We start from the raw sequence: 26,979 nt of genomic DNA on the forward strand, positions 1-26,979 counted from the left end.
ATAAACTTTAAATTTAAAATCCTAAATGCTACATGATCTGAAATTCTAAACTTTTCTTATAACCATTAACCCGTGACGAATAGGCAACAGGATATTCTCCACCCGGCTATCGGCCTGCACCATTTCATTAAAATCCAGGATACCTTTGGTTTGAGCATCCAATTTCACTTGCGGATCTGCCACCTTACCATCCCACAACACGTCATCCGCAACAATCATTCCCCCACTCCGCACTTTATCAAACACGAGCCGATAATATTCCGAATACTCCCGTTTATCGGCATCGATAAACACCAGGTCAAACACTTCATTCAGCGTGGGAATAATTTCGCAAGCATCTCCCACGTGAAAAACGATACGCTCCTGCAAACCACTCTTTTCCATGTAGCAACGAGTAAAATCTTCCAACTCGTCATTCACGTCAATCGTGTGCAGCACTCCCCCCTCCTCCAATCCGGCAGCCATTGAAATAGCGGCATACCCCGTGTAGGTCCCGATCTCCAGCACCCGACGAGCGCCAATCATCCGGCATATCATTTTCAAAAACTGCCCTTGCAAATTCCCCGACAACATCCTCGGACGCAGAACATGGAGATGGGTCGCCCTCGATAACTCGGCTAACACCTCACTCTCCGGCTCGCTATGCGCCAGTATATATTGTTCCAATTCGGCATCCATTTCCAACATAACGGCCTTTATTTATATAGTAATACAGATTGTTTATCCACATCAAAAATCTCCTTCGCCACTCGAATCAGCAATTCCGGAGTAATTTCCTCGATCTGGGTATAAATATCTTCAAGACTATCCACCTTATCGTAAATCAAAAAACTCTTCCCGATCGACAACATCAAATTTTCATAATTCTCCGACGAGATTGCCAGTTGCCCCACCATCTGAGCCTTTGCCCGTTTCAACTGCAAGGGCCCCAGCTTCTCTTCATACAAGGCCCGCATCTCCTTCTTGCATAAATTCAAACACCATTCGGCATTTTCCGGATCACACCCGAAATAAATCATCGATACCCCCGTGTCCGAATAAGGCGTATAGGAAGCCTCAATATTATAAGCCAAACCATACTTTTCACGAATATTCAAATTCAAACGGGAATTCATCCCCGTCCCGCCCAACAAGTTCATCAACAGCGATAAGGCCAACCGGTTATCCTCCGTGTAATCGTAAGCGATATTCCCTATAATACAATGACTTTGGTGCGTATCCTTATCCATCTCCACGAATCGGGGTGTATATATTTCAGGCTTGATCCTAGTCCTTAACGGAGTCCCGACCTCGTAAGGCGAAAAATATTTTTCCACCAAACGCACCAACTTCTCGAACGGGATATCCCCGACCGAACTAATGACCATCCGGTTCGGGAAATAATTACGTTTCACGAAATCCAGCACCATATCCCGGGAAATTCTCTCCACGGAAGCCTCGTCACCCAGAATATTCCGTCCGATCGGGTAGCCGGTATAAATCAGTTCCTCAAAATCATCAAAAATCAACTCACCCGGGTTATCCTTGTACGAATTGATCTCGTCCAACACCACGTCCTTCTCCTTCTCGATCTCCTTCTCCGGAAACACCGAATGGAACACGATATCGGCAAACAATTCCAGCGCACGCTCGTAATCCTTCGCCATAAACGTGGCATACACGCACGTGTCCTCCTTCGTGGTATAAGCATTCAACTCTCCCCCGACATCCTCCAGACGGCTTAATATATGATAGGCTTTACGTTTTTCCGTACCTTTGAAAATCACGTGTTCAATGAAATGAGCCATCCCCAGTTCATCTTCTCGTTCATCCCGGCTCCCCACGTTTATAATCAATCCGCAATAAGCGGCCTTATTCGGTACATAGTTATGGATTAACCTTAATCCATTAGCAAATATATGTGTTTGATACATTTTATTGAATAAAAAGACTTCCTCCCGACAGGTTCAGATTCACTTTCCCCGCATATTTCTTATTCCCGATGAACCCGGTTTCAAACAAAATATTCTTGTCCGCCGTCGGTTTATTCTCCAGCGTCACACCCTGAGGTAAATCCACCTTTAAGTTTTTATTACGTGTCAACCCCAACGTATAACCGCACCCTTCCATGAAAGTCAATCCCACCTTTGTGGCAGAACCTTTCACGTTAACAGAAGCGAACGAAAAATTAACATTACGCACATTCAACTCTCCCCAACGCATATCCATATTGAGCGACCCGCCAATATCCTGCACCTCGTATTTCGTGTAGAAAGAAGTTCCGTCCATATCCTCGACCATTCCCAAATAACAAGTCCCACCCGATGTTTTTAGCGAAAGTTTATTCGCCTCCATCAACTGCAAGGTTGTCGACGTGCAATCCAACTTCATATCCTTCCCTTCCCCGATTTTTACCTTACAGGATTTAAACTCGGCGATTACATTTTCCAATTTTTCCACGTCAAATTCTCCCTTATTCTGTTTCACCGACAATTCTCCTCCCGTCACCGAGTTGGCTTTAAAATTTCCGGACACGATCTCCACGCTCATATCCCCCACGAAATCGGCAACAGAAGCTCCCCCCTCCGTGCATACCAAACGCACTTTCTTACCTTTCGGCACCTTGATATGATAATCAACACTCACGGTCACCCCCGCGAACATCTGCCGCAAGCTCATGTCTTTTTGGAATAAGGTTTCCACGTTCAACACACCTCCCTGCTCTTTGGCCGTTATGGATATATACTCTAACATCTCGTCTACCTTGGCTTTGTTTTTCGCCTCCACCCACACGGAAGTCGTGATGGAAAATTCATTGCCTTCCTGCTTAATATCGATGTTTCCATACCGATTTGTAACCGTCAACTCGTCAATGGCATCCGCGGGAAAACTCTTCTTAAACTCCTTCGATCCCTCTTCTGCCCAAGCGTTCATCACCCCTAACAAAACAATCACTAAAAATATTAATCTCTTCATATCAATCGGTTTAATCATGAATTACTCGACAACAAATCATATCATCTCCTCGTTCTCTTCTACTTCCTTGTACCGAAGTGCCAAGTAAGCTAGCATCCGGCTAAACGTTTCCATTGCCATTGTTGTTTGCGAATTTATCTCTTTTTTCTGTAATCGCAACATCAAATGTCCATAAAGAGCATGAAGCGCCAGTTCCACGTCGGAAACCTCTTCCGGCAGGTTCGTCTTCCGACGGTAATCCAACAAATTATTTGCAGCCATCATAAACAACTGCTTATACTTCATATCCTGCACGTTATGGAGCAAATGGTAATGCAATTCCGTCAACTCGTTCACCATATTCTTCACCACCTGTACATGCCCGCTCTTCACCACCTCCTCTTTCTTCATCATCTCGATCAGGTTGTCATACCAATCACTGATCTCTTTTCGTGCCGCATCATCTCCCCCAAACTGGCTCACCACGTTTCGGTTTACTAGCTCGATATCCATTTGCATCGCCCTCAACATATCCTCCACCTGCCACATATACAGGATATATTCAGCCACATTGCTCTTTCTCTTCTCGCGTGCTATCAACATACTAATTTATGATTTACGATTTATGATTTATGATTAGAAACGTGAGCCTTACGCGGCTGGAATTTAAAATCATTAAATCTACAATTTTACAATTCTTTGAGTTTATCTATCAACCGCCGATCCCGTTTCGTGGGACGTCCGGAACCACGATCTCGACTTTCAAATTGCATGAAAACTCCCCGGAGAATATCGAGCTTTTCCTGCGGGGTGATCTCTTCCACGAAATCAACAGCCAACTGGGCAGACATCCGCTTATCGGTAACTTGTTTCACCATGTACTCCCGTTCTATTGGCGGGACCCGTACTTTCACTACATCCCCGACCTTCACCTCCCGGGATGCCTTCACGTGGGCATCCCCGATAGAGACGTGACCTTTACCACATTCTTCCGCAGCTAACGAGCGGGTTTTGAAAATTCGAACCGCCCACAACCATTTATCTATTCTAACCTTCTCCACGGCTTATTCATTTATAACTTACAATCTGTCATTCCAAAGCTATAACTTATTCTGCAAATGACAAAACAAATGCCAATCTGAAATCACGAATCTGAAATCTTCATTTTCAAATTCTGAATCACGACTTCAAAATCATACATCGTAAATCATACATCGTAAATCTAAAATCGTAAATTATTACACAGGCTCATCGTTTTATCAACCCCGATAAAAATAAAATTCTCAATCACCTCCCCGCAATGCTTTAACATGACGGGTAAACGTTCCTCTTCCTCCGGCGACCACTCTCCCAACACGTAATCCACCTGCTTCCCCTTGGGGAACTCGTTTCCGATACCGAAACGCAAACGGGCATAATCTTGTGTTCCCAACAATTGATTAATATTCTTCAAACCATTGTGCCCCCCGTCACTTCCCTTGCCCCTCAAGCGGATTGTCCCGAAAGGTAACGCCAGATCATCCACCACCACGAAAAGATTCGACAACTCGATCTTCTCTTTTTGCATCCAATAACTGACAGCCTTACCGCTAAGGTTCATGTACGTATTCGGTTTCAACAAAATCAGTGTACGTCCCTTCAATTTCACTGTGGCAACCGCACCGTAACGCATATCTTCAAAAACAGTATTGGACGCCTTTGCAAAGGCGTCCAATACTTTAAATCCGATGTTATGTCGTGTATTCTGGTACTCGGGACCTATGTTGCCCAATCCCACAATAAGATATTTCATCTGTCTACTTTTTCAAACCATTATTGAGCATTCTGCGCAGCTCTTGCAGCTCTTGTCAATTTAACTTGAGCAACCACAACGCTCTTAGCATTCAATATCTCAACACCTTCCACGTGAATATCTTGTACTTTGATAGACTTACCTACGCCCAAAGAAGTTACGTCAAGAACAACTTCATCCGGCATATCCTTCGGAAGAGCTTTTACTTTCAATTTACGAGAAACGATAGCCAACTTACCTCCGGCTTGTACTCCGACAGCGTGTCCGGTTACCCGAACAGGAATTTCCATAGCAACTGGCTTATCTTCTGCAGTCTGATAAAAATCAATATGTAAAACCTTATCCGTTACCGGGTGGAATTGAATATCTCTCATCACGGCGCTGTAAGATTTTCCATCAAGGTCTAAATTTACCAAATATACCTTAGGAGTATAAAGAAGTTTCTTCAAATCTTTATCAAGAACTGCAAAGTGAACATTTTCCCCTCCACCATAAAGAACACACGGAACTTTCTCTTCTCTTCTTACAGCCTTGGTAGCTTTTTTACCTAAATCGTTTCTTACTTCTCCTTTTAAATCAAATACTTGCATAATAATAAAATTGCTTGTGCTACTCAAATCCAGACTGATGCCCCGGGGTTATAAGCCACGTCTGCATTCCCATTGCACGTTTAAAACTATCCCCGTACTTTTAATGCGGCGCAAATGTACGAACAAATTATCAGAATCACAACACTTTTTTCAAGGCGATTATCCTCATTTCTCCATCTCACTTTTAACCCACTCATCATATATGCTCTTGATTTCCTCGTAACAAGGATGTTCTTTGGAAAGCAAAAGAGAAGACCGGAAATTATAATCCGCATGATCCACCGAGGCGTCGACTTTTTCAATATCATGCTTACCAGTTTGGTCATACCACTTTTCAAATAATCGGAATCGGGCATTTTCCTTTTTATCACAAGTCTCACAAACAACAATAAGCGAATTATGATTTACTTGAAAAAAATCACTTAATATCTTAACAATGGTGTGACGAACCCTCCCATCATTCACTGTTTTCCCTGCGGCATCAAAAGAAAAGGAATAAACATGATCAGCCCCGAAAGTTTCACTAATGTCAATAAAATAAGCGGCATAAACAACACCGCTTTGTGTTATAAATTTATATGTCAGATCATCTGTCAGAACGATATGATACGGGAGTTGCAAATTTAATATCACGTTTTTTAGCTAATTTTTTCAAATCACCATTTTTCTGAATACACTCCCGAATAGCACGCTTATCCTCCAACAATTTTTGAAAAAAACTTTTCGTTTCTACTTTTTGTGTTTTCATTTCAATGATTTTTAAATCCTCATTTATAGATACAAAGATATGAATAACAATCCAAACATCACAATAATATCACGAATTAACATCATTTACAATCAATATAAATAAGCACCTACTCTCTCCTTAACAAATTAGAACCAAAAGACTGATAATCAATAATAAAAAATCAAAAACTTGCCCCTTTCAGCAACAATTTTTCACACGGAACACCCCTTTTTATTTCGAAAAAGTTTTTTGTTTCAATTATAGGTCTTATTTTTGCGTCATTATTAACAAACAAATTTTTTTAGAAATGGCTTACGTAATATCTGATGATTGTATTTCTTGTGGAGCATGTGAATCAGAATGCCCGGTAGGAGCAATCTCTATGGGTGATGATCACTATCAAATCAATGCTGATGAATGTATCTCATGCGGGGCTTGTGCTGGTACTTGTCCTGTTGGAGCTCCGAAAGAAGCTTAATCATCATAAAAAAAGAAAAAACAAAGCTGCCCCCTCAAGGGCAGCTTTATTCTTATAGAGACTACACCATCCCATGGATCACGAGATCCATCCGCACGTCCAACTCATCAACAGGCACCTCTTCCACGAACTGGAAACCGAAACAAATCCCCACCTTCCGGGCAACCCGCGTCTCTTTTAAAATTTTGTCATAATACCCGCGTCCTCGTCCCAAACGATTCCCGCGGTGATCAAAAGCCACGCCCGGCACCACGATCAAATCTATTGCATCATAATCCGTATACAACTCGCCGACAGGTTCCAGTATACCAAAAGCCTCTCCCGGTTGCAGAGACTCCATCCCCTTAAACACCCGCAATTCCAACACATCCCCCTTCACGCAAGGCAACAGGATGGTCTTCTCTCCTGCCCACTTGCAAACATAATCATGCGTGAACACCTCGTCGTCCATAGACCAGTAGAGCAACACGGTTCGAGCCTCTTTAAAAAAATCCGTTTGTTCCAGCTCCTCCCACAAGGGACGAGACATTTCTATCTTTTGCTCCAGTGAATACTGGTTTTTCAAAACTTTAATCTGTTTTCGCAATTCTTTTTTATCCATGGTAAACAATCTTCCTAATCTTTATTCATTATTTTCTGCAAAAATCGTACTTTTGCAGAAATAAACAAAACAAGCTACCAAAGAGTTACCAGATATATTTGGACGCTTACAAACAACCCATCCCGCCAAGGGATACAACGTGCAGAATTATGAAAATAGCGATACCTCAAATCAACTACCACATCGGAGATATTTCCAAAAACAGGGATCTTATTATTGCTGCCATAAAAAAGGCAAAGACCATGAAGGCTGAACTTGTTCTATTTCCGGAACATGCCATCTGTGGTGCTTACCCGCAAGATCTTTTAGAGAAAGAACATTTCGTGAACGAATGTCGTGTCAACATTGAAAAAATTGCAGAACAATGTCATAACATCGCGGCATTAGTAGGCGGCCCGAACCTGGATCTGGAAGACGGTATACTGATGAACGCCATGTTCTTCATGTATGACGGGGAAGTACGAGGCGGGGTCAACAAAACCATCTTGAGTGATTACGACGTCTTCGACGAAAGCCGGTATTTCATCCCGGGGGAATCCAACACCCCCCTGCACTACAAGAATCAGAACATCCGAGTAATCTTCGACGAATACGAATCCAACATGATCGAGAAAACCGACTCGTTCATCGTGCATGTCGGCTCAACACCCTTCACCACGGAGAGCTTCGCTTATCGAAAAGAAAGTCTGTCATACATCGCCCACAAACAGAAATGCCCGCTCATATCGCTCAATCACGTGGGAGCGAACGCATCCTTGATATTTGACGGAAACTCTTTCGTGGTCAATAGCAAAGGAATTTCCACGTACAAATTAGCCGCGTTCAAAGAAGACTTCATGATCATCGACACGGAAAGACTGCTTAACGCCCCGGCTCTCAAAGAAAAAGGACCGGACCGCATAGCCCTTATCCACGATGCTCTCATTCTAGGAATAAAAGATTTCTTCCACAAAAACGGATTTTCGAAAGCCGTACTCGGGCTTTCCGGGGGAATTGATTCTGCCCTTGTTGCCGCGTTGGCAACAGAAGCCCTTGGAAAAGAAAACGTGCTGGGCATACTGATGCCTTCCCGATTTTCAACCGACCACTCGGTCACGGACGCCGTCGACCTGGCAAGAAATTTGGGAATCTCCCACGAAACCTTGCCCATAAAAGAGATATACGATAGCTTTATTACCACGCTAAAACCCGTCTTCAAGGACACCCCCTTCAACGTGGCCGAAGAAAACCTGCAAGCTCGTATCCGCGGATCGCTTGTTATGGCGATCTCCAACAAATTCGGGAACATCCTTCTAAACACGTCCAACAAAAGCGAGGCTGCCGTGGGATACGGCACCTTATACGGCGACCTGTGCGGATCGCTTTCCGTGCTGGGAGACGTGTACAAAACCGACGTGTACAAACTATCCCGTTACATGAACCGCAACGGGGAATTGATCCCGGAAAATACCCTCACGAAAGCCCCCTCTGCCGAACTGCGGCCCGGGCAAAAAGACCAGGACTCCCTGCCGGATTACGACACGCTGGATGCTATCTTGAAATTATATCTTGAAGAAAACAGTTCCAAGCAAGAAATCATCGCGAAAGGATTTGCCCCCGAAGTCGTTGAAAAAACGCTCACCCTGGTCAATCGTAACGAATACAAACGGGCCCAATGTCCACCGATACTGAAAGTCAGTAAAAAAGCATTCGGTAGCGGACGCCGAGTGCCACTCGTAGCCAAATTATAACACCAAATAAATTTATGAGAACGATAAAAGACAAAGAATTACACGAAAAATATTGCAACATTTGCATTGACAGTCCCAACTCCCTTTTTGCCAACCTGGACGAAAGCAGCAAAAGCATCATTCGTCAAACCAGCATTTGCAAGATGTACCGAAAAGGGGACTTGATTTACGAAGAAGGGAATAAACCGTTCGGGTTAATTTGTCTGATTACCGGAAAAGCTAAAATCGCCAAGAAAGGCATCGCGGGACGGGAACAAATCGTGCGCATGGCAAAACCCGTCGGGTTCATCGGTTACCGGGCCTTCTTTGCCGAAGAAATGCACATCGCATCGGCCGAAGCCTTGGAAGACTCCATCGTCTGCATCATGAAAACCGAACTCATTTTCGGTATCGTACGCAGCAACTCGGATGTTGCCATGAACGTGATCCGGGCATTAGCCACCGACCTGGGTTTCTCGAACCGCCGAACCGTCACGCTCACGCAAAAACACATTCGCGGGCGCCTGGCCGAAGCTTTGCTTGTACTGAAAGACACGTACGGGTTCGAAGATGATAACAAAACACTGAAAATTTGCCTTTCCCGGGAAGATATGGCCAATCTCTCGAACATGACCACGTCCAACGCCATCCGCACGCTATCCAACTTCGCCTCGGAAGGTATACTGGAACTTTCCGGCAAGCAAATCAAGATCACAAACATGGAAGCGTTGGAAAAAGTAAGTGATATGGGATGATTCAATCTTGTAATTGATCGATACACCGGCTAATGGTTTCATAATCAAAGCCACGACTCAAGGCAAAGCGAAAAAGCTTTGCTTTTCGTTTATACGGGTCTTCCTCCTTCAAACCCCGGTTCTTTTGTTTCAACAACGCCAGACACGTCGTATCGTTTTCCTCATCGGGCAGAGCCGACAAAGCCTGTTCGATCAGCCGTTCCGGCACACGCTTCTGGCGGAGCATCTGCATGATCTTCAACTTCCCCCAACGATTAAAACGATGCTTATCCCGGGCATACGCCTCGGCAAAACGGGCATCATCCAAAAAATGATTCTTCACCAAAAACTCCATGACCGCGGCAATATCTTTCTCCTCCAACTCCCAGCGTTGTAACTTCTTAAGTACATCAAAACTACAATACTCCTTTTTACTACACTGCCCGGCAACTATATTCAACGCTTTTTTCGCATCCACTTTCGATGTAATTTAAAATTTAGAATTTAGAATTTAAAATTTCCCCGGGCTTTTACCATTCTTTCCCGCTCGTTAATATCCTTCCGCAACTCAACCTCCTCGTACCCCATCTTCTGGAGCAACTCGACGGTTTCTTTCCCCAAAGCCTCGTTGATTTCAAAAAACAACGCCCCCCCCTCGTTCAAATGATCGCGACCGAATTCGGCAATCTTCCGGTAAAACATCAACGGGTCGGCATCCGGCACGAAAAGAGCCCTGGAAGGCTCATAATTCAGCACCCGATCATGCATAAACTCCCTCTCCGACTCCCTTACATACGGCGGATTACTCACGATCACGTCGAAACCGGGCCATTCCCATTCACCGTAGTGCAATATATCACGAACCTCAAAATCCACCTCCACGCCATTCCTCCGGGCATTATCGGCAGCTTGACGCACGGCCTCCGGGGAAATATCCACCCCATAAAACCTTCCCCCTTTCAACAACTTTCCCAAAGACACGATGATACACCCGCTTCCGGTACCTATATCCAGCACCCTCGCACCCGGCCGTACTCCCGATTCCACAATCCACATCACCAACTCTTCCGTCTCCGGACGGGGAATCAACGTTTCGCTATTTAACTGAAAATCAATACCGGCAAATTCCGTTTCACCCAAAATATACTGAATCGGCTTATCCGTTTTTAACTCTTCCACAACTTGAACGAATTTATCGATAAAGCTTTTCTCTAAAAATTCGTGTTTTTTAAGATGGATTTCTATATTTGTACAATGCAACAGATGGCAAAAGGCAAGCGAGCATAAAACTTTTATTTCATGCTCGGTATAAGCATCCTTTAGCTCCTGTAATGCGTATTGTTGTAAATCAAACATCGTATTCATGAAACAAAGATACGGTTTAATTGAAAACTGAAAATTGAAAACTGAAAATTTAATTGCGTGAACTGGACGAATATTGCGATTAACCTCGGCATACTGCTGTATATCCTCACCATTTTGGCGATCATATACACGATCATACTGGAAAACAGGAATCCGGTACGTACACTCGCGTGGATGCTCGTCCTTATCCTCGTCCCCGGCATCGGACTATTTTTCTATATCTACTTCGGTATGAACTATCGGAAGATCAAAATGTTCTCCATGAAAGGACTGGGCGACTTCAAGTGGTTGCAATACATGAGCGAGGACCAGAAACAACGTATCAAGAAAACCGAACTACTGAAAAAAGAAGACATGGAAGCGGTCAAACCGTTGATGACCTTGCTCCTAAACAACAGCAAGGCGCTCCTCTCCCGTAACAACACGGTCGAAATTCTCAACAACGGGGAAGCCACCTTCAGCTCGATTTTCAAGGCCATCGCCAAGGCGAAGAAATACATTCATCTGGAATACTATATCATTGACAAAGGAGAACTCGGGGAACAACTGAAAGAACTGCTTATCGAGAAAGCCAAAGAAGGCGTGGAAGTGCGCGTTATCTATGACGACGTGGGATCTTGGAAATTACCCAAACGCTACATCAAAGAGATGCAGGCTGCCGGAATCCAGATATACCCCTTTCTCCCCGTACGTTTCCCCCTGTTCACGAACAAGGTAAACTACCGGAACCACCGGAAAATTGTGGTCGTGGATGGCGACACCGGTTTCATCGGCGGGTTAAACTTCGCCGATCGCTACCTGCACGGATTACCCGGCATCGGTATCTGGCGCGACACCCACCTGAAAGTGAAAGGGGAAGCCGTCACCTCGTTACAAGTGGTCTTCCTGTTCGACTGGTACTTCGTCCGTCAGGAACTTCTGCTAAACAAAGCGGAATACCTTCCCAACAAGAAAGTCGACGGCAACGTGGTCGTTCAAACCGTGGCCTCAGGTCCCGATAGCGACTGGACATCCATCCAGCAAGCCTACTTCACGCTGATCAACATGGCCAAGAAGTACGTTTTCATCTCGACACCCTATTTCATGCCGGGTGAAACCACGATCAACTCGCTGAAAACCGCGGCCATGAGTGGAGTGGATGTACGCATCATGATCCCGTACAAATCCGATTCGACACTCACGCACTGGTGCACGCGCTCCTACGTGGAGGAACTGCTGGAAGCCGGGGTTCGAGTATTTCAATACCGTAAAGGATTCAACCATAGCAAAGTAATCGTCATGGACGGGCTGGTATCTTCCGTGGGTACCGCCAACATGGACATCCGTAGTTTCGAACAAAACTTCGAAGTCAACCTCATCATCTACGACCGCAACGTCAGCCGCCAACTCGGTTCTGATTTTCTGAACGACCTGAAAGGCAGCACTGAAATCAGCATCCAACGCTGGAAATTCCGCCCCAAACGAGATAAAATCCGGGAATCCCTGGCCCGTCTCTTCGCGCCCCTACTCTAATTCGACACAATTCATCGGGAAATAAGCCCGAAATAAGCGGTCAACCCCCTAAGTATCACATGTCCCCGAGTGAGCAAAGTCAGTTCCCAAACGGCCGTGAAACCTAGGGGACACCTCTGTCACACGTCTATTGCCGCTTAACACGCCCCAAACTGTTACGAATCACCCCCCAAACAACACCATACAACTTGCCACTCCGACAGCAAAATTTTCTTTACCCCACAGGTAAATCCAACCCCTAAAATCCGTAGCTTTGCCTTTATAAAAACAACATCATTGAAAATTGCAAATCCTTCATTTTCAATTTTCAATTTTCAATTTTCAAATCTTATGAACGAAATCGCCGAAATCATTAACGGTACATTACATAGCGGGATACCCGTGGAGATCACGGAATATAGCATCGACAGCCGCTCGGTCGTCACGCCCGAACACACGCTATTTTTTGCTTTAACAGGTAACAATCACAACGGGCACGATTACATCCCAACCCTATACGCGGATGGGGTTCGAGCATTTGTCATCAGTGAATTCCGGGAAGAATTCAAACTACTGACAGAAGCCAACCTGATCGTCGTTGAAAACGTATTGGCGGCCTTGCAACAGCTGGCAGCCCACCATCGTCAACAGGTCAACGCCGAAGTCATCGGCATTACCGGAAGTAACGGGAAAACCGTCGTGAAAGAATGGCTATACCAACTCCTGTCAAAGGACTTCCTAATCTACCGGAGTCCCCGGAGTTACAACTCTCAAGTAGGCGTCCCCCTATCTCTGTTGGGAATCGATGCCCGCACCGAAATCGCCATCATCGAGGCGGGAATATCCCAAAAAGGGGAGATGAAACGCCTGCAACAAATGATCCGGCCAACGGTAGGAATCTTCACTCATCTCGGGGATGCACACGGTGAAAACTTCGCCTCCACGCAAGAAAAACTAGCCGAAAAAGCCCAACTTTTCACGTCCTGTTCCTGGGTGATCGGGCAATCGGGAGAGGCCATGGAATATATCAAAACACAATTGCCCGCCACCGTCTCGTGCTTACTCTGGGGGGAAGACGAGAACGCGCAAATTCAAGTAAAAACACTAAATATTACGGGGGGGCACCGGGAAGTACAAATCACGTACAACGGTACCAATTTCAGGCTGGACATTCCTTTCGCGGACATCGCCTCATTCGAGAACTGCATGAACGTTGTCAGCACCATGCTGTTAAAACGCTACTCTCCGGATACCATTTATTCCCGAGTGCAACAACTTTCCGCCATAGCCATGCGCCTTGAAATCAAAGACGGCATCAACAATTGCACGCTCGTGAATGACTATTACAATTCAGACCCCTCCTCGTTCCAACTGGCATTGAACATATTGGCAACACAGGATTCCTCGAAAGAGCGGGTTGTTATCCTTTCCGATTTCATGGACACGGGAAAAGCTGGAGACGATCTTTACCCTTCTATCGCGGAGACCCTTCGACAGGCAAACATCTCTTTATTTATCGGTATCGGCAAACACCTCTGTGAACATCGCCATAATTTCGCGGTCAATTCCCGCTTTTACGAAGACACGGAACATTTTCTCCGCCAGGAAGACCGGGAGAATTTCAAAAACCAAATAATCTTGATCAAAGGTGCGCGGGCCTTCCAATTCGAATATATCGCCGGGTTCCTGCAAAAGCAATCCCACAGCACCATTCTGGAAGTCGACCTGGATGCCATGGTTTACAATCTAAATCACTTCCGGTCATTGACCGACGCACACCTCGCCGTCATGGTAAAAGCTTTTTCGTACGGTAGCGGTTCCCGTGAGATTGCCTCCTTGCTACAATACCATCGGGTGGATTATCTCATGGTCGCTTTTGCCGACGAGGGAATCGAACTGCGTGCCGCGGGCATCACCATTCCCATCGCTGTCATGAACCCCGAACGGGAAGCTTTTGACAACATGATCATGTTTAACTTGGAACCGGAAATCTACGCCCTGGACATTTTGGAAGATTTCAACCAGGCACTGAAAAAACACGGGATCAAGCGTTTCCCCGTACATATCAAACTGAACACCGGCATGAACCGTTCCGGTTTTGATGAACAGGATATCCCGCAATTATTGGAATTTTTCAATACCGAACGTTCCGTGTACATCCGTTCCATGTTTTCTCATCTCGCGGGAAGTGACGAAGCCAAGCACGATGAATTCACCTTGGGCCAAATCCACCTGTTTGAACGTATGACCGAACGCATCCAAGCCCAATTTAACTACAAAATCTGGCGTCACATTTTGAATTCCGCCGGCATCGAACGGTTCCCGCAATACCATTTCGACATGGTTCGTCTCGGTATCGGTTTACACGGCATCAGTGCCGCGAATGCCCAACTCCAAGCCGTAAGCAGTTTCAAAACCTACATTTCCTCCATCCGCAACGTTCCCGAAGGTCAATCCATCGGCTACGGACGTAAAAGCTACACGACCCGCCCCTCCCGGATTGCCGTGATCCCCGTGGGGTATGCCGACGGGCTCAACCGTCATTTGAGCAACCGCATCGGCAACGTATTCGTCAAGGGGAAACGGGTTCCGATTATAGGTAACATCTGCATGGATACCTGCATGATCGACATCACGGACACGGATGCCGCCATCGGGGACGAGGTCGAGATTTTCGGGAAACACATTCCCGTGACCGAATTGGCGGAACAACTGGGGACCATCCCGTACGAAGTACTTACAGGCATCTCTTTCCGCGTGAAACGAGTGTACTACAAGGAGTAGCCCGTTGGCTGGGTACGTTCGCGGGTAATAAACCGCAGATTTTGCGGTTTATTACCCGCGAATGTTGTAACTTTTGCAGGTATTTCGACAAAAGTTATAAATTTTCCTTTGTATACGGTTATAAAAACATGGTCATATAAACCGGAATATAATCGATGCCATTCTCTCTCTTATAATCTTTTGTATAAATCACGTATTTATTCATGATCCGATCGGAGTATTTAATGCAAAACTGATCCAATGATTTATGAGATTTATACCCTGAAGATTTCACCTCTATGGGAGATATCTTATGCCCATCGGGTATGACAAAATCGATTTCATAATACTTTTTACCTTCGGCATAGGGAATTGTATGGTAAAATAAATTCTTCCCGGTAGCTTTTAACATTTGGGCTATGACATTTTCATAAACGTATCCCAAGTTTGTACCAAGTTTATCGCTAAGCAATTTATCATAAATGACATTTTCTGTAATATCACGATCTTTAAATGCAAGTGTTACGAACAGACCTGTATCCGAGGCATACATTTTGAAATATTCGTCATTTTTTGTCAACGCCAAACCGACATTCGGGTCGTCAGAATGAAATGCAACATTAACCGTCATCGAATCCTCCATTTCCTTCACAATATTTATTATTCTATCCACCTTTTCGTTAGGAATAGCCTTTCCCACTTGATAACGTAACACATTTTTACTTAATTGTGCAGGAATCACATCATACATCGACTTCGCCTTTCCCGAATCATCGATTTTCCCAAAATCTTCTTCATACAAAGCGATGATATCCCGTTTCGCGACATCAACAATTGAAAAATTATTCGTTTTAATATAAGCAGAAACCGCCTGAGGCATCCCTCCAACAAGCATATACAGGCGAAAATCTCGCATCAGTTTACGATGAACGGCATCTCCTAACGGGAGTTTTTTTTCAAAAGCGGTTCGCAATAAGGGAATTGTTGCAGTATCACCAAGTGCCCATCTAAATTCTTCGTAATCCATGGGGTACATATCGACTTTTGTCTCTTCACTTGGAATTATTATATCACGACTTTTTGATCGAACTGATATTAAGGATCCCGTCTCTATATAGTCATATCTATGATCTTTCACGAGGTGTTTGATTGCTTGTCTCGCCAGAGGCTGTAATTGTACTTCATCAAAAATTATTACAGATTCCCTTTCATACAACTGCACTTGATAGATAAATTGCAATCTTAAAAACAAATAATTCAAATCCGAGATATCATTGAACAAATCAGTTACTTCCTTGGATATTCTTGAAAAATCTATCAATAGGTATGATTTATACTCATGACGAGCAAATTCCTCTGCTATTGTTGATTTACCAATACGCCTGGCTCCTTGGATTAATAATGCGGTATCACCATTGCGCTCAGATTTCCATTTGAGCATGGTATCGTACATTTTTCTTTTAAAATAGATCTTATTCTCTTCCATTATTCTCAATTCTTATGGCGAATATAATCCAAAAAAAGCATCCCACCAAATTTAAAATCGCAAAATGCCGTTATCCACCAAATGTTTTTGACGTTTTTGCCGTTATCCACCAAATGTTTGTCACGTCTATAACGGAAATCTTGCCACAAGTGCTGTATAGGCACGCAGTTGTTTTTGGCATTAAGCCAGACGCAGTGGGGAGGAAAATCTGCGTTATTTCAAATCATTGTTGTATTTTCGCGTTAAAAAGACGAATTATGAAAACTGCTAATTCTGTTAACCTGAAATGGTTGAAAATATTTCATTTGTTTGCCGCAATCCTTTGGATTGGCTGCGGAATAGCGATGAACTTGCTCAGGGTCACGATTACGCCTACTACCCCTGAAGGAATGTTCACTTTATCATTAGCGATAAAAATTCTCGACGATCTGCTGATCTTCGGCGGAGTCATTGGCATTATTCTTACCGCAATTGTTTACGGAGCATGGACAAAATGGGGCTTCTTCAAGCAGCATTGGTTGACAGTTAAATGGATTTTGACTATAGTAATGGTACTGATCGGGTGGATTATCATGGGACCGGCTGTAAAAGGGAATGTTCATGAAATTGATTGGTATATGGTCAATCAGGATGTTTATAACAGAAATCTCGCTGTAAGTGCTATATGGGGACCTATACAATTACTTCTGCTTGCTGTGGTAGTAATCATATCGGTATTCAAGCCATGGAAAACAAAAGGGAAACAGGCATGAACCGCAACCGTACAACATCACATCGGTTGTTATGAAAGATTGCCCTAATACCCAAAAAATTCTTCCAAACTTCTTTTCAGAAGCTGGAAGAATTTTCCACTGTGTATAGTTTACGAGAAGCTATTTACTTTTCATAACGATCTCCCAACAAATCTACTAATACCACGTCCAATTCCGCCCCTCTCACCCCGTGATCTATGATACGCCCTTCCCGATCCAAAATCAAACAGAAAGGAATACCTCTAATTTTATATTTATTGACAACGCTCCCCTCAAACCCTTTAGGATCACACAATTGAACCCACTTCATTTCCTCTTCTTTCAAAGCTTTTTTCCAATCGTCTTCTTTATTATCAATAGAAATACTTATCATGTTAAACGCATCTTCACCTTTTCCGTAGATATCATACACATGACGCAAATGAGGAATCTCTCCCCGGCAGGGACCGCACCAAGACGCCCAAAATTCCACCATATTATACTGTCCCGATTTCACGTAATCAGCCAAATGCACGGTCTTCCCTTCCTCGTTAACAACCTCTATATCTCTATATTTCTCTCCAATTGCGATTGGGTACAAATCTTCCATACTTTCTTTTAATTCCTTATACGCCACAACATGATGCAAAGAAGGATCGATCATTTGTAAAAGTCTATCCATTTCTGCTTTTGAAAGTTTTGAAGAAAAAACGATATTTTGAGCAACATCAATAGATACCGATGACATGGGATTTTCAGCTATAAAATCCCACTGTATTCTTTTCATTTCTTTTTCTGCAGCTTGTATTTGCCGAACCAAGGCAATACCCTCACGGGTATTAAATACCCCATCAAGAGCCGGAATATGATAAACTTCCAAATATTTATTCCAAGCCGCACTATTTTTATCACGATAAGGTTTGATTTTTTCCTTATATTTCAGATACAAATCATGCGCTGGAGAACCTACTACCGACACGTTGCCTTTTACCGCTTCTCTTTGGAAACTCATTCGAGAAGCTAAAGAATCGATCGAAGGCGTCTCGTATCGTATATCCGTGTTATCAACGAAAATATCCGAACCGCGCATATCTTTCTCAAAATTTGCCTTTTTATCCGGCGACAAATCAACCCATAACTGGTAACGTACAGGCACATCCACCTTCCCCATTAACACGAATTTACCACTCTTCACCACACCGGAGTCCACGGGAGTATTCCAATTATATAAATATACTTTCATGCCATCGGGAGTACCGGGAACCGATCCAATAATCTTATACCCGGATTCTCGTTGACAGGCAGCTAAAACTCCTAAACACCAAAAGAATATACAATATTTTTTCATATTCAAATATTTATCTTTTACAAACTTTTCATTCATTCAATCGTTACATTCACCCAGAACTCACAAAATTCTTCTAAATCTACTCCTAAATTCTTCTTGTAATATTCCAACGTAAGATCATATCTTTTTTTCACAAGCGGATAATTATCCAATATTTCCTGACGCTCCTCGAGAGGATTACAAACTATCCACGCCGCGTAAGTAGCCATATCTTCATTCGGCATGTAATTACTTTGCAACATAAAAAACGGATAAGGATCTACAAAACCTAAACTTCTTATATAATCCATATTCCATTCCCCCGTCATCCAATCCAACATTTCCATCATTGCATCGCCTTGTTCTTCATATGACATTTCATTAAAATATTTCCCTTTCGACACTAGAATAAAAGCATCCGGAGAAGGCATATCTAACGCATAATAAGATATCGTTCTAGCTTTAAAGAAACTGTTTGCAAGGCTATATTTCCAAAGTTCCGGTTGTACGCCAATAGCATCATTCATTCCTCCCCAATAAATAATACCTTGCATTTCCTCGGCATAACCGATGCTCAAATTCGGAGTCGGCACCATCATCCCGAAATAGCCCATATATCTTCCTAGTTCATCAAACCAAATATTCTCCTTTATCAAAACTTGGCGTTTGATAACTGTCGTTTTCACAATCGTTTCAGGCAAAGCATTATAGAATGTTTGTAATAATTTTAGAAAAGACTCTGCCGTTTTCTCGTCAGCAGCCACCAAAGGTAATGCATCCGGATAATTATACGCAATCATATTTGTTTGAGTAATACCGACATTCGTATGCAACGCTTCATCGCCGCTTAACGTGTAATACACGTGATGGTCGTATTTTTGATACAACTCATAACAAATTTTTTGAGCCTCCGAAGGCCCGTCAGCAATTGCCGGAATCGGACCGTTATAAGTGAATTCCGAGGTTAAATCACCTTCATTACAAGCCGATCCTAATAACAACCAGCCTAATAATATCATTATTCCATATTTTGTTTTCATATTCATGCGTTTATCTGGGATTAGCACCGATTTCAGGATTTGAATTCAACTCTTTTTGCGGAATTTGCAATACATAACGAGGATCATCTTTCTGCAAAGTAGCATTTCCGGTAATTCCATAATGGGTGATGGAAGGCCGGGTCGTACGCCGAAGATCAAACCAACGCTGCTCTTCAAAACAGAATTCCCGTCTCCTTTCATTCCAAATGGTTTCTAACAATGTCTGTTGATTAAAATCAGTAGCATGAAGCCTTCCCGTGGTCTCAAAGTCCTGTGTTCTGAATTTCACCTCGCGCAACGTATTCAAATATCCCACGGCAGTAGCAATTCCATCAGTTTTGTGAGCATAAGCCTCCGCTAGAATCAAATACATATCTTCCGTCCGAATTGCTCGGGTATAACCATATTCAGAACTCAATTGAACGACAAAATTAGAGTAGCTCAATGAATAATACCTGTTTTTTACATAACGAAGACGGCCCGACAAATTTCTCTTCATGAAATAATACCTGCGTACATCCCCTGCTTCATACACATTAAATAGAGTTTCGCTCGGGTAAAAAACGGTTTCGGCAATATCCCCACTTAAAATCATATAAAGCTCATTAATTCCATTAACGAACAATACATTATCATTTTCCTCATCCAAATAACCTATACCGGGAACATCCTCTGGACTCCAATAACTTAAAGGTGTCTCCGTATAGATAACCGGGTTCTCTCCCGCATCTCGCAAATCAAACAGTGCAGGATTAGCTTTTATCACCTTTTCCGCTTGTTCTATTGCAAGATCCCACTCTTGCATATACAGATACACTTTTGCCAACAACGCCTTTGCCGCAAGAGCAGAAAAACGGGTTTTGTCAGTATCCATCGGATTATTTTCCAACAGGGGAATGGCTTTTTCCAAATCATCTACAATCTGTTCATATACAACCTTTAACGATGATCGATGATAAGCTTTATCTTCTGCCGTCATTTCCAAATTAATCGGAATTCCAGGCTCTTTCTCACAAGTAGCCGGATCGTAAGGTGCCGCATACATATTTACCAGATAAAAATAACGGAAAGCCCGTAAAGCATACGCCTCTCCTTTAATATGATCACGAGTTTGTCGAACAATTGCTTCATCCAACACGTCTCCAATGGCATTGTCGATATTCCCAATAATTACATTGGTATTAAAGATGCTATTATAAAATTTTTCAAATGTCTCATCGCCATTCGGCATGGTAGTCTCAATGCTATTATCCCACAAATGAGCTCCTAAATACGTATCGGCACTATTGGCAAAATTCGGTTGCCTATCTGCCGCCATATAATCCACGTCATCCGTTAGAACATCGATATAAGGAAGTACGGCCTTGGTCAAGTACGCATTATTAAGTAACTGATCATAATCATCCGTTGTCGATAGCTTCTGTTTGTTTTGAGGAATCTCGTTCAAATACCCCTCGCAAGCCCCCAAAAACAGACAGAGACTCACGATGAATAATTTATATAAATATTTCTTTTCCATAATCTTTCATTTAAAAATTGACATTCAATCCCAAGGTAAATGTTCTGGCTAAGGGTAAGGAACCGTAAGCATTCGTCGTGTAATTAATCGTTTCCGGATCATAGCCCTTTAAACGTTTGTCTGCCAACACAAACAGGTTTTGTGCCTGGAATTTCAATGTAACACTACTCAATTTTTTATCTCCAATAACCACTTTATTCACCCAACGAAGAGGCAATCGATATTCGATCATTAAATTTCTAAAACGTAGATAGTCTCCCGGAACCACGGTAGCATCCGACAAATTATACCAGTCCGTGGCATAGAAATTATCGTCAGCCGTCATGATCAAACCATCTCCGGAAGATAAGGCCGGAATTGTCTTTCCCGTGTTATCCTGTCCCGGTCTCCAACGATCTTTTATACTGCTATTTGCATTTTCATCCGAATTGGGTGCCGATACATAAGCCCGAGAAGGCAGACGAACAACATTTTTCAACCCGAAAGCAAACAACATGGATAAAGAGACATTTTTATATGCAACCCTTGTATTCAATCCACCGGATAACATCGGATCCCTTGTCCCTTCATATTTCAGATTTTCAATATCATAAGGGAAGTTCACGATTTCATCGCTATCCACGCCTAACACGTTTCCATCTTTATCGTAGAACATCGGCATTCCTTTACCGTCCAACTTCGCAAAACGATACGAAAACATGCCGTTAACAGGTTTTCCCTCGTAGACTTCCCCGGGGGTATAAACACTTTGCACCAAATATTTTGTCTGTGCCGTACTTTTGGATTTTGTCACTTCATTTTTTACATACCCCATATTAAAAGCAGCCGTCCAATTCCAATCTTTACTCTTGAGAATTGTTCCACTCAAAGCAACGTCAAGTCCTTGATTAGTGACATTCGCGTAATTAACGTATTTTCCCGAGAAACCGGACACGGACGACACGCCCTTGTAAGCAATCAAATCCTTGCTTTTATCCAAATAATAGTCGATATCCAATGATAAACGATTGTCAAACAAGGCAATTTCCAAACCGGCATTAAATGAAGCGGTTGTTTCCCATTTCAAATCGGGATTAGGAGCTTGTTGTATTTCCATTTCAAACAAACCGGTTACCGCATTCGGTGGCAAGGCCGCCGCAATAATCGAAGGGCTGCTATCCTCCACGATATTTCCCCTCAACCCGTAAGAGGCTCGAAGTGCCAGGTTACTTATAAGCGTGTTATCCGATAAAAACGATTCATTACTAATAATCCATCTTCCGGAAACAGACCATAAAGGTAAATACCGATATTTGGGATTTGACCCGAAAAGATTTGATCCGTCAAAGCGGATATTGGCATTCAACACGTAACGATTGTCATACATGGCAGAGATCACCCCGTAATAAGATATATTGGAACGGTCGACCAGATTACGGGTCGTTTTATTCCGTTTCAAATGTCCCGTTGATTCTCCTAAAGCCGGTTCGTAAAATGTATTCCCCCGGTCGTGGAAATACCCGTAAATATTTGACGTTAAGCCTTTATAATTCGTATTTCTAAACTCTTGCCCTAATAAAACATCGATTGACAAATCGTCCATCAAACTACCTTTATAAGTCAGTCCATTCCGAATCAACGAAGAGCGTTGCTCGTAGGTTGTTTCGTTATATACGCCACCATAAGGTAAAGGAGATTTCTTTACATTGTCTTCCGATCCTTCTCCATATCCATAACCTCTAATCGTTGCCACGTAAGCCGTTTTTTCCGTGGCATAATCCCGAGCGGTCGAATGGGAAGAGGCATAACTGAATAACCCTTCATATTTTAAGCCTTTATACAGATTTACTGTAAGATTGACAATACCCTTCGCATCGGTTTGGGTGCTCTCGTTACCGGAATTTGCCAATTCATTCAATACATTAATTTTACTTGCACGCCCAGACACGCTTCCTATATAATAATGCAAATCGCCATTATCTTCCCGTAATGGGATTGCCCTAGAGGAACGAACCGCATAATTAAATAAATCTAGCGAAGAATGATACATCTCACGGTCCCGACGATCGACTTGAACAATAGCCCCCATATTCACTCCTTGAAACAACTGAGTGTTGAGTTTTACCATCCCTCCATAATTTTTATATTCACTCGCCTTATCCACTCCCTCTTCTCCGTTGTAATTTAGCGAAATATAGTAATTCGTTTTCTCTGTTCCCCCGGAAACACTCAAATTGTGAGTTTGAGTATAAGCATTTCGGAACAGGATTTTAAACCAATCCGTATTTACTTCTTCCAATTTATTAACCATCGTATTCAATTGGTCTTTCGAAATCTGTCCTAGAGCATAACTATTCAACAAGCCCTCTAATCCCGAAATTCCATCCGCGTAAGTTCCACCCCACAACGACAAACCATCCTCATAATTTTCCCAAGCCAAGGCAACACGCTCTTTTGAATTCAATAAATCAAAATCGTCATAATGAGGCCGGATACTTATGCTTGACGTATGTTGGTACGAAATATTAAAACTATTCGCTTTCCCTTTCTTCGTGGTAACAACAATAACCCCGTTTGCTGCACGAGTTCCGTAAATGGCTGTTGCAGATGCATCTTTCAACACGGTAATACTCTCGATATCATTCGGGTTAATTCCACCAATCACGGAATTAAACATATTCATCACGTCCGGACTATTCAAATCGGCAGCCGTAACCGGCACAGAATTTTCCAATATAACGCCATCCAACACCCACAAAGGATCGGCATTTCCGGCAATCGTTGCCGTACCCCGGATACGAATTTTCGGAGCCGCTCCCGGAGAGGCCGAAGTATTTACCACGGAAAGCCCCGGAACCACACCTTGTAGCATTTGTTCGATACTGGATGCTCCAATCGTTTGCAACTCACTGGTTTTCACCGTTACCACGGAACTCGTCAGGTTTCTCTTTTCAATTTGTTGATACCCTGTCACCACAATCTCCTCGATACTTTCAGAATCTTCCTCCATCACCACCGTCAACGGTTGCTGGCCTTTTTTAAATACAAGTTCCTGCGTCTTCATCCCCACGAAAGAAAAATGCAACGCCACACTCTCCTGTTCGGGAACTTTCAACAGAAATTCCCCTTTCCCATCTGTGGCCGTACCCAAAGTGGTTCCCCCCACAAGCACCGTCACTCCCGGCAAAGGATCCCCGTTTTTGTCTTTCACCACACCCCGGATTTCCATTTCTTTCTTCACCTGCTGTGCCGCTTGCTCTCCTTCAAACCGCACCATGATAATATCATCCCGAAACGTATAACTAAAACCCGTTCCCTCGAAAATCCGATCTAAAACAGATTTCACCGTTTCATCCGTTGCCTTCACCGTCAATTTGTCCAAACGATTCGCCTGCTCGCTACTAAAAATGAAATGCAACTTGGTTTGACGCTGGATCTCACTAAATAATGTCTTGATCGACACATCTCGCAAATCCAGATTAACTTTTTCCTGTTGGGCAAAACTATTTGCCGAAAGGGAAAATGTGAAACAGCACATCAAAATCATAAAAAGTTTCATAGTTTTCCAGAATTTTTGCCCATGAAGTCGGTAAACCCGAAGGCATAACAGAAATTTTTCCATACCTTTGTCATTAGAATGTTAGTATTTACAAGTAGGCTCAGCTCGTAACAATAGCCTATTTGTCCTATTATCATTGATGGCGGAGAATGCTCGTAACATTTTCCGCTATTTCTTTATTCCATCACTATAATCGTCCTTCCTTTTACAGAGAATTTCACTTGGGTCACACCCGATATAGCATCAAGGATATGGGAAATATCATCGTATCGCCCTAAATGCCCGGTAAAGTGTAACTGTTTCAAACTCGCCGTCTGGAAAAATACATCTACATCATACCATAAAGATAAGCGGTTCATGATCTTCTCCAAACTTTCGTCATCAAACATAAATTCATGGTCCTTCCACGCCACGTAAAGCTGTACATCCACGTTCAGAATCTCCATCGTACCTTTCTCTTGATTATAAAGGGCCAATTGTCCCGGTTTCACCATGTACTCCGTATTCATATTCATCGTCTGAATGCCAATCTTTCCCTCAACCAAAACGGTCTGTATATTTTCAAGATCATAGGTATTCACGTTAAATGAAGTACCGTACACCCGGATTTTCAACTTATCCGCGTTCACGAAAAAAGGACGGACAGAATCTTTTACCACCTCAAAATACCCTTCCCCAGAAAGGAATACCTCCCGCCGCTCCGCACCGAAAGCCACCGGATAACGTAACTCACTTCCGGAATTCAGGTGAACCACCGTACCGTCGGACAACGTCACCGTGTATTCGCCCCCGCGGGGAATCTCCAACACGTTATACTCTGTTTTGCCGGTTGCCACCTGTTCCGGATAAATCATTCCCGACGAGTTATTGGTTGCAGCAATTCCTTCCGCCACGTCAACATGGGTCTCTCGCTCCTTCGTTATTTCAAGCACGCGATTATTTCCCAACCGCAGAATTGCCTTGCTCTTTCCCGGTTCAATACTTGCGATCTCCACTCCCTGCTGCAAAGAATCCCGCTTCATTTCTCTTATAAAATATCCCGCAGCCACCATCACCGGAAGCATCACGGCAGCCACCCAGCGATACCACCCCAACCGACGAGGTGAATGTTGCAGCTTAATATTCCCCCGGCAAACGACCTTTTCCCATGCACTCTCCTTGTTCACCCGTTCGTAAACTTCAAGATCACGGACAACATTCCTCTCTTCGCAAATTTCATCAAACAACCGTTTACGTGAAGAGTCCCCGCGAATCCAGTCTTCCAACTTCACTTTTTCCTCCTCGGACAAATCTCCCGTGAGGTAAAGTTGGATTAGCTGTACTATATTCTCATCGTAATCTCTCATCATCTCTGTTATTTTACACCAAAGACGACAAGAGGTATAAAAAGGAGTATAAAAAATCGATCTTTTTTAGAATATATTTTTCATTACATGAAACCAACTCTAAATAAAACACATAGCAGATACACGTTTCCCAATCTTTTCCGTAAATAACTTATCGCATCCCGTTTTTGAGCCTTCACGGTCAATTCCGATATATGCAATATTTCCGCAATCTCACTATTCTTTTTCCCATCCAAATAATACCTGAACACTTCCTGACATCGCCTCGGTAATTCATCCAGCACCAGATACAAACGACGATACACCTCCTCTTTCATCATCTCCAACTCCGGCATCTCCCCGGTCTCTGAATGCCGAAGCGCATAACGAACGTATTTTCCCTCCACCTCCTTGTGTTTCAAGTAATCCAAGGAAGCATTCTTCACCGAATGGTACAAAAAGTTTTTAAAACCGTAATAAGAACTATAAAGCGTGTCCCGCTCCCATACCTGCACGAACAAATCCTGCACGATATCCTCGGCAACCTCCTGTCTCTCCACCCATTTCATGGCATATAACACGAGATAACGATAGAACCGGTCAAACAATATTTTAAAGGCTCCCACCTGCTTTTGATTCAACTGCTCGATTAATAACTCATCCTGCACCATTTCATTTTTCCCAAGGATTATTATACTGATTTACGCGTGTATAAAAGTAGTAAAAAAACGATCTTTGCCCAAGAATAACAAAACAATAACACTAAAATTTATGAAACAATTCACAACAATATTGTCAAGTAAATGTGTCAAAATTTGTTTTTCAC

General features: G+C 43.2%; 25 protein-coding genes. 6 read left to right on the forward strand and 19 right to left on the reverse strand.

From position 1 onward, the window contains the following. Positions 1–45: 45 nt before the first annotated feature. From D8S85_RS08710 to D8S85_RS21490, 9 genes are all read right to left on the reverse strand, one after another. Positions 46–687, reverse strand: a complete 642-nt coding sequence (locus D8S85_RS08710) for an O-methyltransferase (RefSeq protein ID WP_106480366.1) — start codon at positions 685–687, stop codon at positions 46–48. A gap of 8 nt (positions 688–695) precedes the next feature. Then, positions 696–1,913 carry a M16 family metallopeptidase gene (locus tag D8S85_RS08715; RefSeq protein ID WP_106480367.1) on the reverse strand — a complete coding sequence of 406 codons (1,218 nt, stop codon included), beginning with the start codon at positions 1,911–1,913 and terminating at the stop codon, positions 696–698. Between the two features lies 1 nt (position 1,914). Beyond that, complete coding sequence (locus tag D8S85_RS08720; RefSeq protein ID WP_106480368.1) at positions 1,915–2,955, reverse strand: hypothetical protein; 1,041 nt, start codon at positions 2,953–2,955, stop codon at positions 1,915–1,917. Between the two features lie 36 nt (positions 2,956–2,991). Further along, positions 2,992–3,537, reverse strand: coding sequence for a DUF4924 family protein (locus D8S85_RS08725; protein WP_127074975.1), 546 nt, complete (start codon positions 3,535–3,537; stop codon positions 2,992–2,994). 86 nt (positions 3,538–3,623) lie between these two features. Then, positions 3,624–3,995, reverse strand: a complete 372-nt coding sequence (locus D8S85_RS08730) for an RNA-binding S4 domain-containing protein (protein ID WP_106480370.1) — start codon at positions 3,993–3,995, stop codon at positions 3,624–3,626. Positions 3,996–4,156: 161 nt separating this feature from the next. Then, positions 4,157–4,726: an aminoacyl-tRNA hydrolase gene (gene pth, locus D8S85_RS08735; RefSeq protein ID WP_106480371.1), complete on the reverse strand. Its 570-nt coding sequence runs from the start codon at positions 4,724–4,726 to the stop codon at positions 4,157–4,159. Positions 4,727–4,746: 20 nt separating this feature from the next. After that, positions 4,747–5,316, reverse strand: coding sequence for a 50S ribosomal protein L25/general stress protein Ctc (locus D8S85_RS08740; protein WP_106480372.1), 570 nt, complete (start codon positions 5,314–5,316; stop codon positions 4,747–4,749). A 165-nt stretch (positions 5,317–5,481) separates the two neighbouring features. Further along, complete coding sequence (locus D8S85_RS08745; RefSeq protein ID WP_127074976.1) at positions 5,482–5,949, reverse strand: DUF6169 family protein; 468 nt, start codon at positions 5,947–5,949, stop codon at positions 5,482–5,484. After that, positions 5,903–6,064, reverse strand: coding sequence for a hypothetical protein (locus D8S85_RS21490; RefSeq protein WP_172726494.1), 162 nt, complete (start codon positions 6,062–6,064; stop codon positions 5,903–5,905). Before D8S85_RS21490 ends, D8S85_RS08745 begins: the two co-directional genes overlap by 47 nt. Before the next feature lie 289 nt (positions 6,065–6,353). Here D8S85_RS21490 and D8S85_RS08750 point away from each other — a divergent pair, with 289 nt between their 5' ends. Further along, the gene (locus D8S85_RS08750) at positions 6,354–6,524 is read left to right on the forward strand and encodes a DUF362 domain-containing protein (RefSeq protein ID WP_106480374.1); all 171 of its coding nucleotides are present in this window, start codon (positions 6,354–6,356) and stop codon (positions 6,522–6,524) included. 61 nt (positions 6,525–6,585) lie between these two features. On the opposite strand, the gene D8S85_RS08755 is transcribed toward D8S85_RS08750, so the two are convergent. After that, a complete protein-coding gene (locus tag D8S85_RS08755) occupies positions 6,586–7,125 on the reverse strand; it encodes a 5-formyltetrahydrofolate cyclo-ligase (protein ID WP_106480375.1) in 540 nt (179 codons plus the stop codon). Positions 7,126–7,274: 149 nt separating this feature from the next. Here D8S85_RS08755 and D8S85_RS08760 point away from each other — a divergent pair, with 149 nt between their 5' ends. Then, complete coding sequence (locus tag D8S85_RS08760) at positions 7,275–8,855, forward strand: NAD+ synthase (RefSeq protein ID WP_106480376.1); 1,581 nt, start codon at positions 7,275–7,277, stop codon at positions 8,853–8,855. Between the two features lie 14 nt (positions 8,856–8,869). Beyond that, complete coding sequence (locus tag D8S85_RS08765; RefSeq protein WP_127074977.1) at positions 8,870–9,589, forward strand: Crp/Fnr family transcriptional regulator; 720 nt, start codon at positions 8,870–8,872, stop codon at positions 9,587–9,589. Position 9,590: 1 nt separating this feature from the next. Here D8S85_RS08765 and D8S85_RS08770 read toward each other — a convergent pair whose 3' ends face one another. Both D8S85_RS08770 and prmC read right to left on the reverse strand, forming a co-directional pair. Next, the gene (locus D8S85_RS08770) at positions 9,591–10,046 is read right to left on the reverse strand and encodes a regulatory protein RecX (protein WP_106480378.1); all 456 of its coding nucleotides are present in this window, start codon (positions 10,044–10,046) and stop codon (positions 9,591–9,593) included. Positions 10,047–10,072: 26 nt separating this feature from the next. Further along, complete coding sequence (prmC, locus tag D8S85_RS08775; protein WP_127074978.1) at positions 10,073–10,933, reverse strand: peptide chain release factor N(5)-glutamine methyltransferase; 861 nt, start codon at positions 10,931–10,933, stop codon at positions 10,073–10,075. Between the two features lie 57 nt (positions 10,934–10,990). Between prmC and cls the strand changes: the two genes are divergently transcribed. Both cls and D8S85_RS08785 read left to right on the forward strand, forming a co-directional pair. After that, positions 10,991–12,445, forward strand: coding sequence for a cardiolipin synthase (gene cls / locus D8S85_RS08780; protein ID WP_127074979.1), 1,455 nt, complete (start codon positions 10,991–10,993; stop codon positions 12,443–12,445). Between the two features lie 330 nt (positions 12,446–12,775). Next, complete coding sequence (locus D8S85_RS08785; RefSeq protein WP_106480381.1) at positions 12,776–15,208, forward strand: bifunctional UDP-N-acetylmuramoyl-tripeptide:D-alanyl-D-alanine ligase/alanine racemase; 2,433 nt, start codon at positions 12,776–12,778, stop codon at positions 15,206–15,208. Positions 15,209–15,326: 118 nt separating this feature from the next. Here D8S85_RS08785 and D8S85_RS08790 read toward each other — a convergent pair whose 3' ends face one another. Continuing rightward, positions 15,327–16,673 (reverse strand): ATP-binding protein, encoded by a 1,347-nt coding sequence (locus D8S85_RS08790; protein ID WP_181951153.1) that lies wholly within the window; start codon positions 16,671–16,673, stop codon positions 15,327–15,329. Between the two features lie 14 nt (positions 16,674–16,687). On the opposite strand from D8S85_RS08790, the gene D8S85_RS08795 reads away from it, so the two are divergent. Then, positions 16,688–17,425 (forward strand): hypothetical protein, encoded by a 738-nt coding sequence (locus D8S85_RS08795; protein WP_106480382.1) that lies wholly within the window; start codon positions 16,688–16,690, stop codon positions 17,423–17,425. 124 nt (positions 17,426–17,549) lie between these two features. Here D8S85_RS08795 and D8S85_RS08800 read toward each other — a convergent pair whose 3' ends face one another. The 6 genes from D8S85_RS08800 to D8S85_RS08825 all read right to left on the reverse strand — a co-directional run bounded on the left by D8S85_RS08800 (position 17,550) and on the right by D8S85_RS08825 (position 26,824). Further along, a complete protein-coding gene (locus D8S85_RS08800) occupies positions 17,550–18,752 on the reverse strand; it encodes a TlpA disulfide reductase family protein (protein ID WP_158641536.1) in 1,203 nt (400 codons plus the stop codon). Positions 18,753–18,784: 32 nt separating this feature from the next. Next, the gene (locus D8S85_RS08805; protein ID WP_127074980.1) at positions 18,785–19,771 is read right to left on the reverse strand and encodes a hypothetical protein; all 987 of its coding nucleotides are present in this window, start codon (positions 19,769–19,771) and stop codon (positions 18,785–18,787) included. Positions 19,772–19,781: 10 nt separating this feature from the next. Then, the gene (locus tag D8S85_RS08810) at positions 19,782–21,290 is read right to left on the reverse strand and encodes a RagB/SusD family nutrient uptake outer membrane protein (protein ID WP_106480385.1); all 1,509 of its coding nucleotides are present in this window, start codon (positions 21,288–21,290) and stop codon (positions 19,782–19,784) included. A 10-nt stretch (positions 21,291–21,300) separates the two neighbouring features. Further along, on the reverse strand, positions 21,301–24,828 hold the full coding sequence (locus tag D8S85_RS08815; RefSeq protein ID WP_172726495.1) for a SusC/RagA family TonB-linked outer membrane protein: 3,528 nt from the start codon (positions 24,826–24,828) through the stop codon (positions 21,301–21,303). Between the two features lie 176 nt (positions 24,829–25,004). Then, positions 25,005–26,177, reverse strand: coding sequence for a FecR family protein (locus D8S85_RS08820; protein ID WP_106480387.1), 1,173 nt, complete (start codon positions 26,175–26,177; stop codon positions 25,005–25,007). A gap of 80 nt (positions 26,178–26,257) precedes the next feature. Beyond that, entirely contained in the window at positions 26,258–26,824 is a 567-nt protein-coding gene (locus tag D8S85_RS08825; protein WP_106480388.1) for an RNA polymerase sigma-70 factor, read from the reverse strand. Positions 26,825–26,979: the final 155 nt, after the last annotated feature.

Origin of the sequence: Butyricimonas faecalis (assembly GCF_003991565.1) — a bacterium.
GTDB lineage: Bacteria > Bacteroidota > Bacteroidia > Bacteroidales > Marinifilaceae > Butyricimonas > Butyricimonas faecalis.

Bases quoted from the DNA above. Each gene is read 5' to 3' on its own strand.
- D8S85_RS08710 (WP_106480366.1), bottom strand. From the start codon at position 687: ATGTTGGAAATGGATGCCGAATTGGAACAATATATACTGGCGCATAGC.
- D8S85_RS08715 (WP_106480367.1), bottom strand. From the start codon at position 1,913: ATGTATCAAACACATATATTTGCTAATGGATTAAGGTTAATCCATAAC.
- D8S85_RS08720 (WP_106480368.1), bottom strand. From the start codon at position 2,955: ATGAAGAGATTAATATTTTTAGTGATTGTTTTGTTAGGGGTGATGAAC.
- D8S85_RS08725 (WP_127074975.1), bottom strand. From the start codon at position 3,537: ATGTTGATAGCACGCGAGAAGAGAAAGAGCAATGTGGCTGAATATATC.
- pth (WP_106480371.1), bottom strand. From the start codon at position 4,726: ATGAAATATCTTATTGTGGGATTGGGCAACATAGGTCCCGAGTACCAG.
- D8S85_RS08740 (WP_106480372.1), bottom strand. From the start codon at position 5,316: ATGCAAGTATTTGATTTAAAAGGAGAAGTAAGAAACGATTTAGGTAAA.
- D8S85_RS21490 (WP_172726494.1), bottom strand. From the start codon at position 6,064: ATGAAAACACAAAAAGTAGAAACGAAAAGTTTTTTTCAAAAATTGTTG.
- D8S85_RS08750 (WP_106480374.1), top strand. From the start codon at position 6,354: ATGGCTTACGTAATATCTGATGATTGTATTTCTTGTGGAGCATGTGAA.
- D8S85_RS08755 (WP_106480375.1), bottom strand. From the start codon at position 7,125: ATGGATAAAAAAGAATTGCGAAAACAGATTAAAGTTTTGAAAAACCAG.
- D8S85_RS08760 (WP_106480376.1), top strand. From the start codon at position 7,275: ATGAAAATAGCGATACCTCAAATCAACTACCACATCGGAGATATTTCC.
- D8S85_RS08765 (WP_127074977.1), top strand. From the start codon at position 8,870: ATGAGAACGATAAAAGACAAAGAATTACACGAAAAATATTGCAACATT.
- prmC (WP_127074978.1), bottom strand. From the start codon at position 10,933: ATGAATACGATGTTTGATTTACAACAATACGCATTACAGGAGCTAAAG.
- D8S85_RS08785 (WP_106480381.1), top strand. From the start codon at position 12,776: ATGAACGAAATCGCCGAAATCATTAACGGTACATTACATAGCGGGATA.
- D8S85_RS08790 (WP_181951153.1), bottom strand. From the start codon at position 16,673: ATGGAAGAGAATAAGATCTATTTTAAAAGAAAAATGTACGATACCATG.
- D8S85_RS08795 (WP_106480382.1), top strand. From the start codon at position 16,688: ATGGCGAATATAATCCAAAAAAAGCATCCCACCAAATTTAAAATCGCA.
- D8S85_RS08800 (WP_158641536.1), bottom strand. From the start codon at position 18,752: ATGAAAAAATATTGTATATTCTTTTGGTGTTTAGGAGTTTTAGCTGCC.
- D8S85_RS08805 (WP_127074980.1), bottom strand. From the start codon at position 19,771: ATGAAAACAAAATATGGAATAATGATATTATTAGGCTGGTTGTTATTA.
- D8S85_RS08810 (WP_106480385.1), bottom strand. From the start codon at position 21,290: ATGGAAAAGAAATATTTATATAAATTATTCATCGTGAGTCTCTGTCTG.
- D8S85_RS08815 (WP_172726495.1), bottom strand. From the start codon at position 24,828: ATGAAACTTTTTATGATTTTGATGTGCTGTTTCACATTTTCCCTTTCG.
- D8S85_RS08820 (WP_106480387.1), bottom strand. From the start codon at position 26,177: ATGATGAGAGATTACGATGAGAATATAGTACAGCTAATCCAACTTTAC.
- D8S85_RS08825 (WP_106480388.1), bottom strand. From the start codon at position 26,824: ATGGTGCAGGATGAGTTATTAATCGAGCAGTTGAATCAAAAGCAGGTG.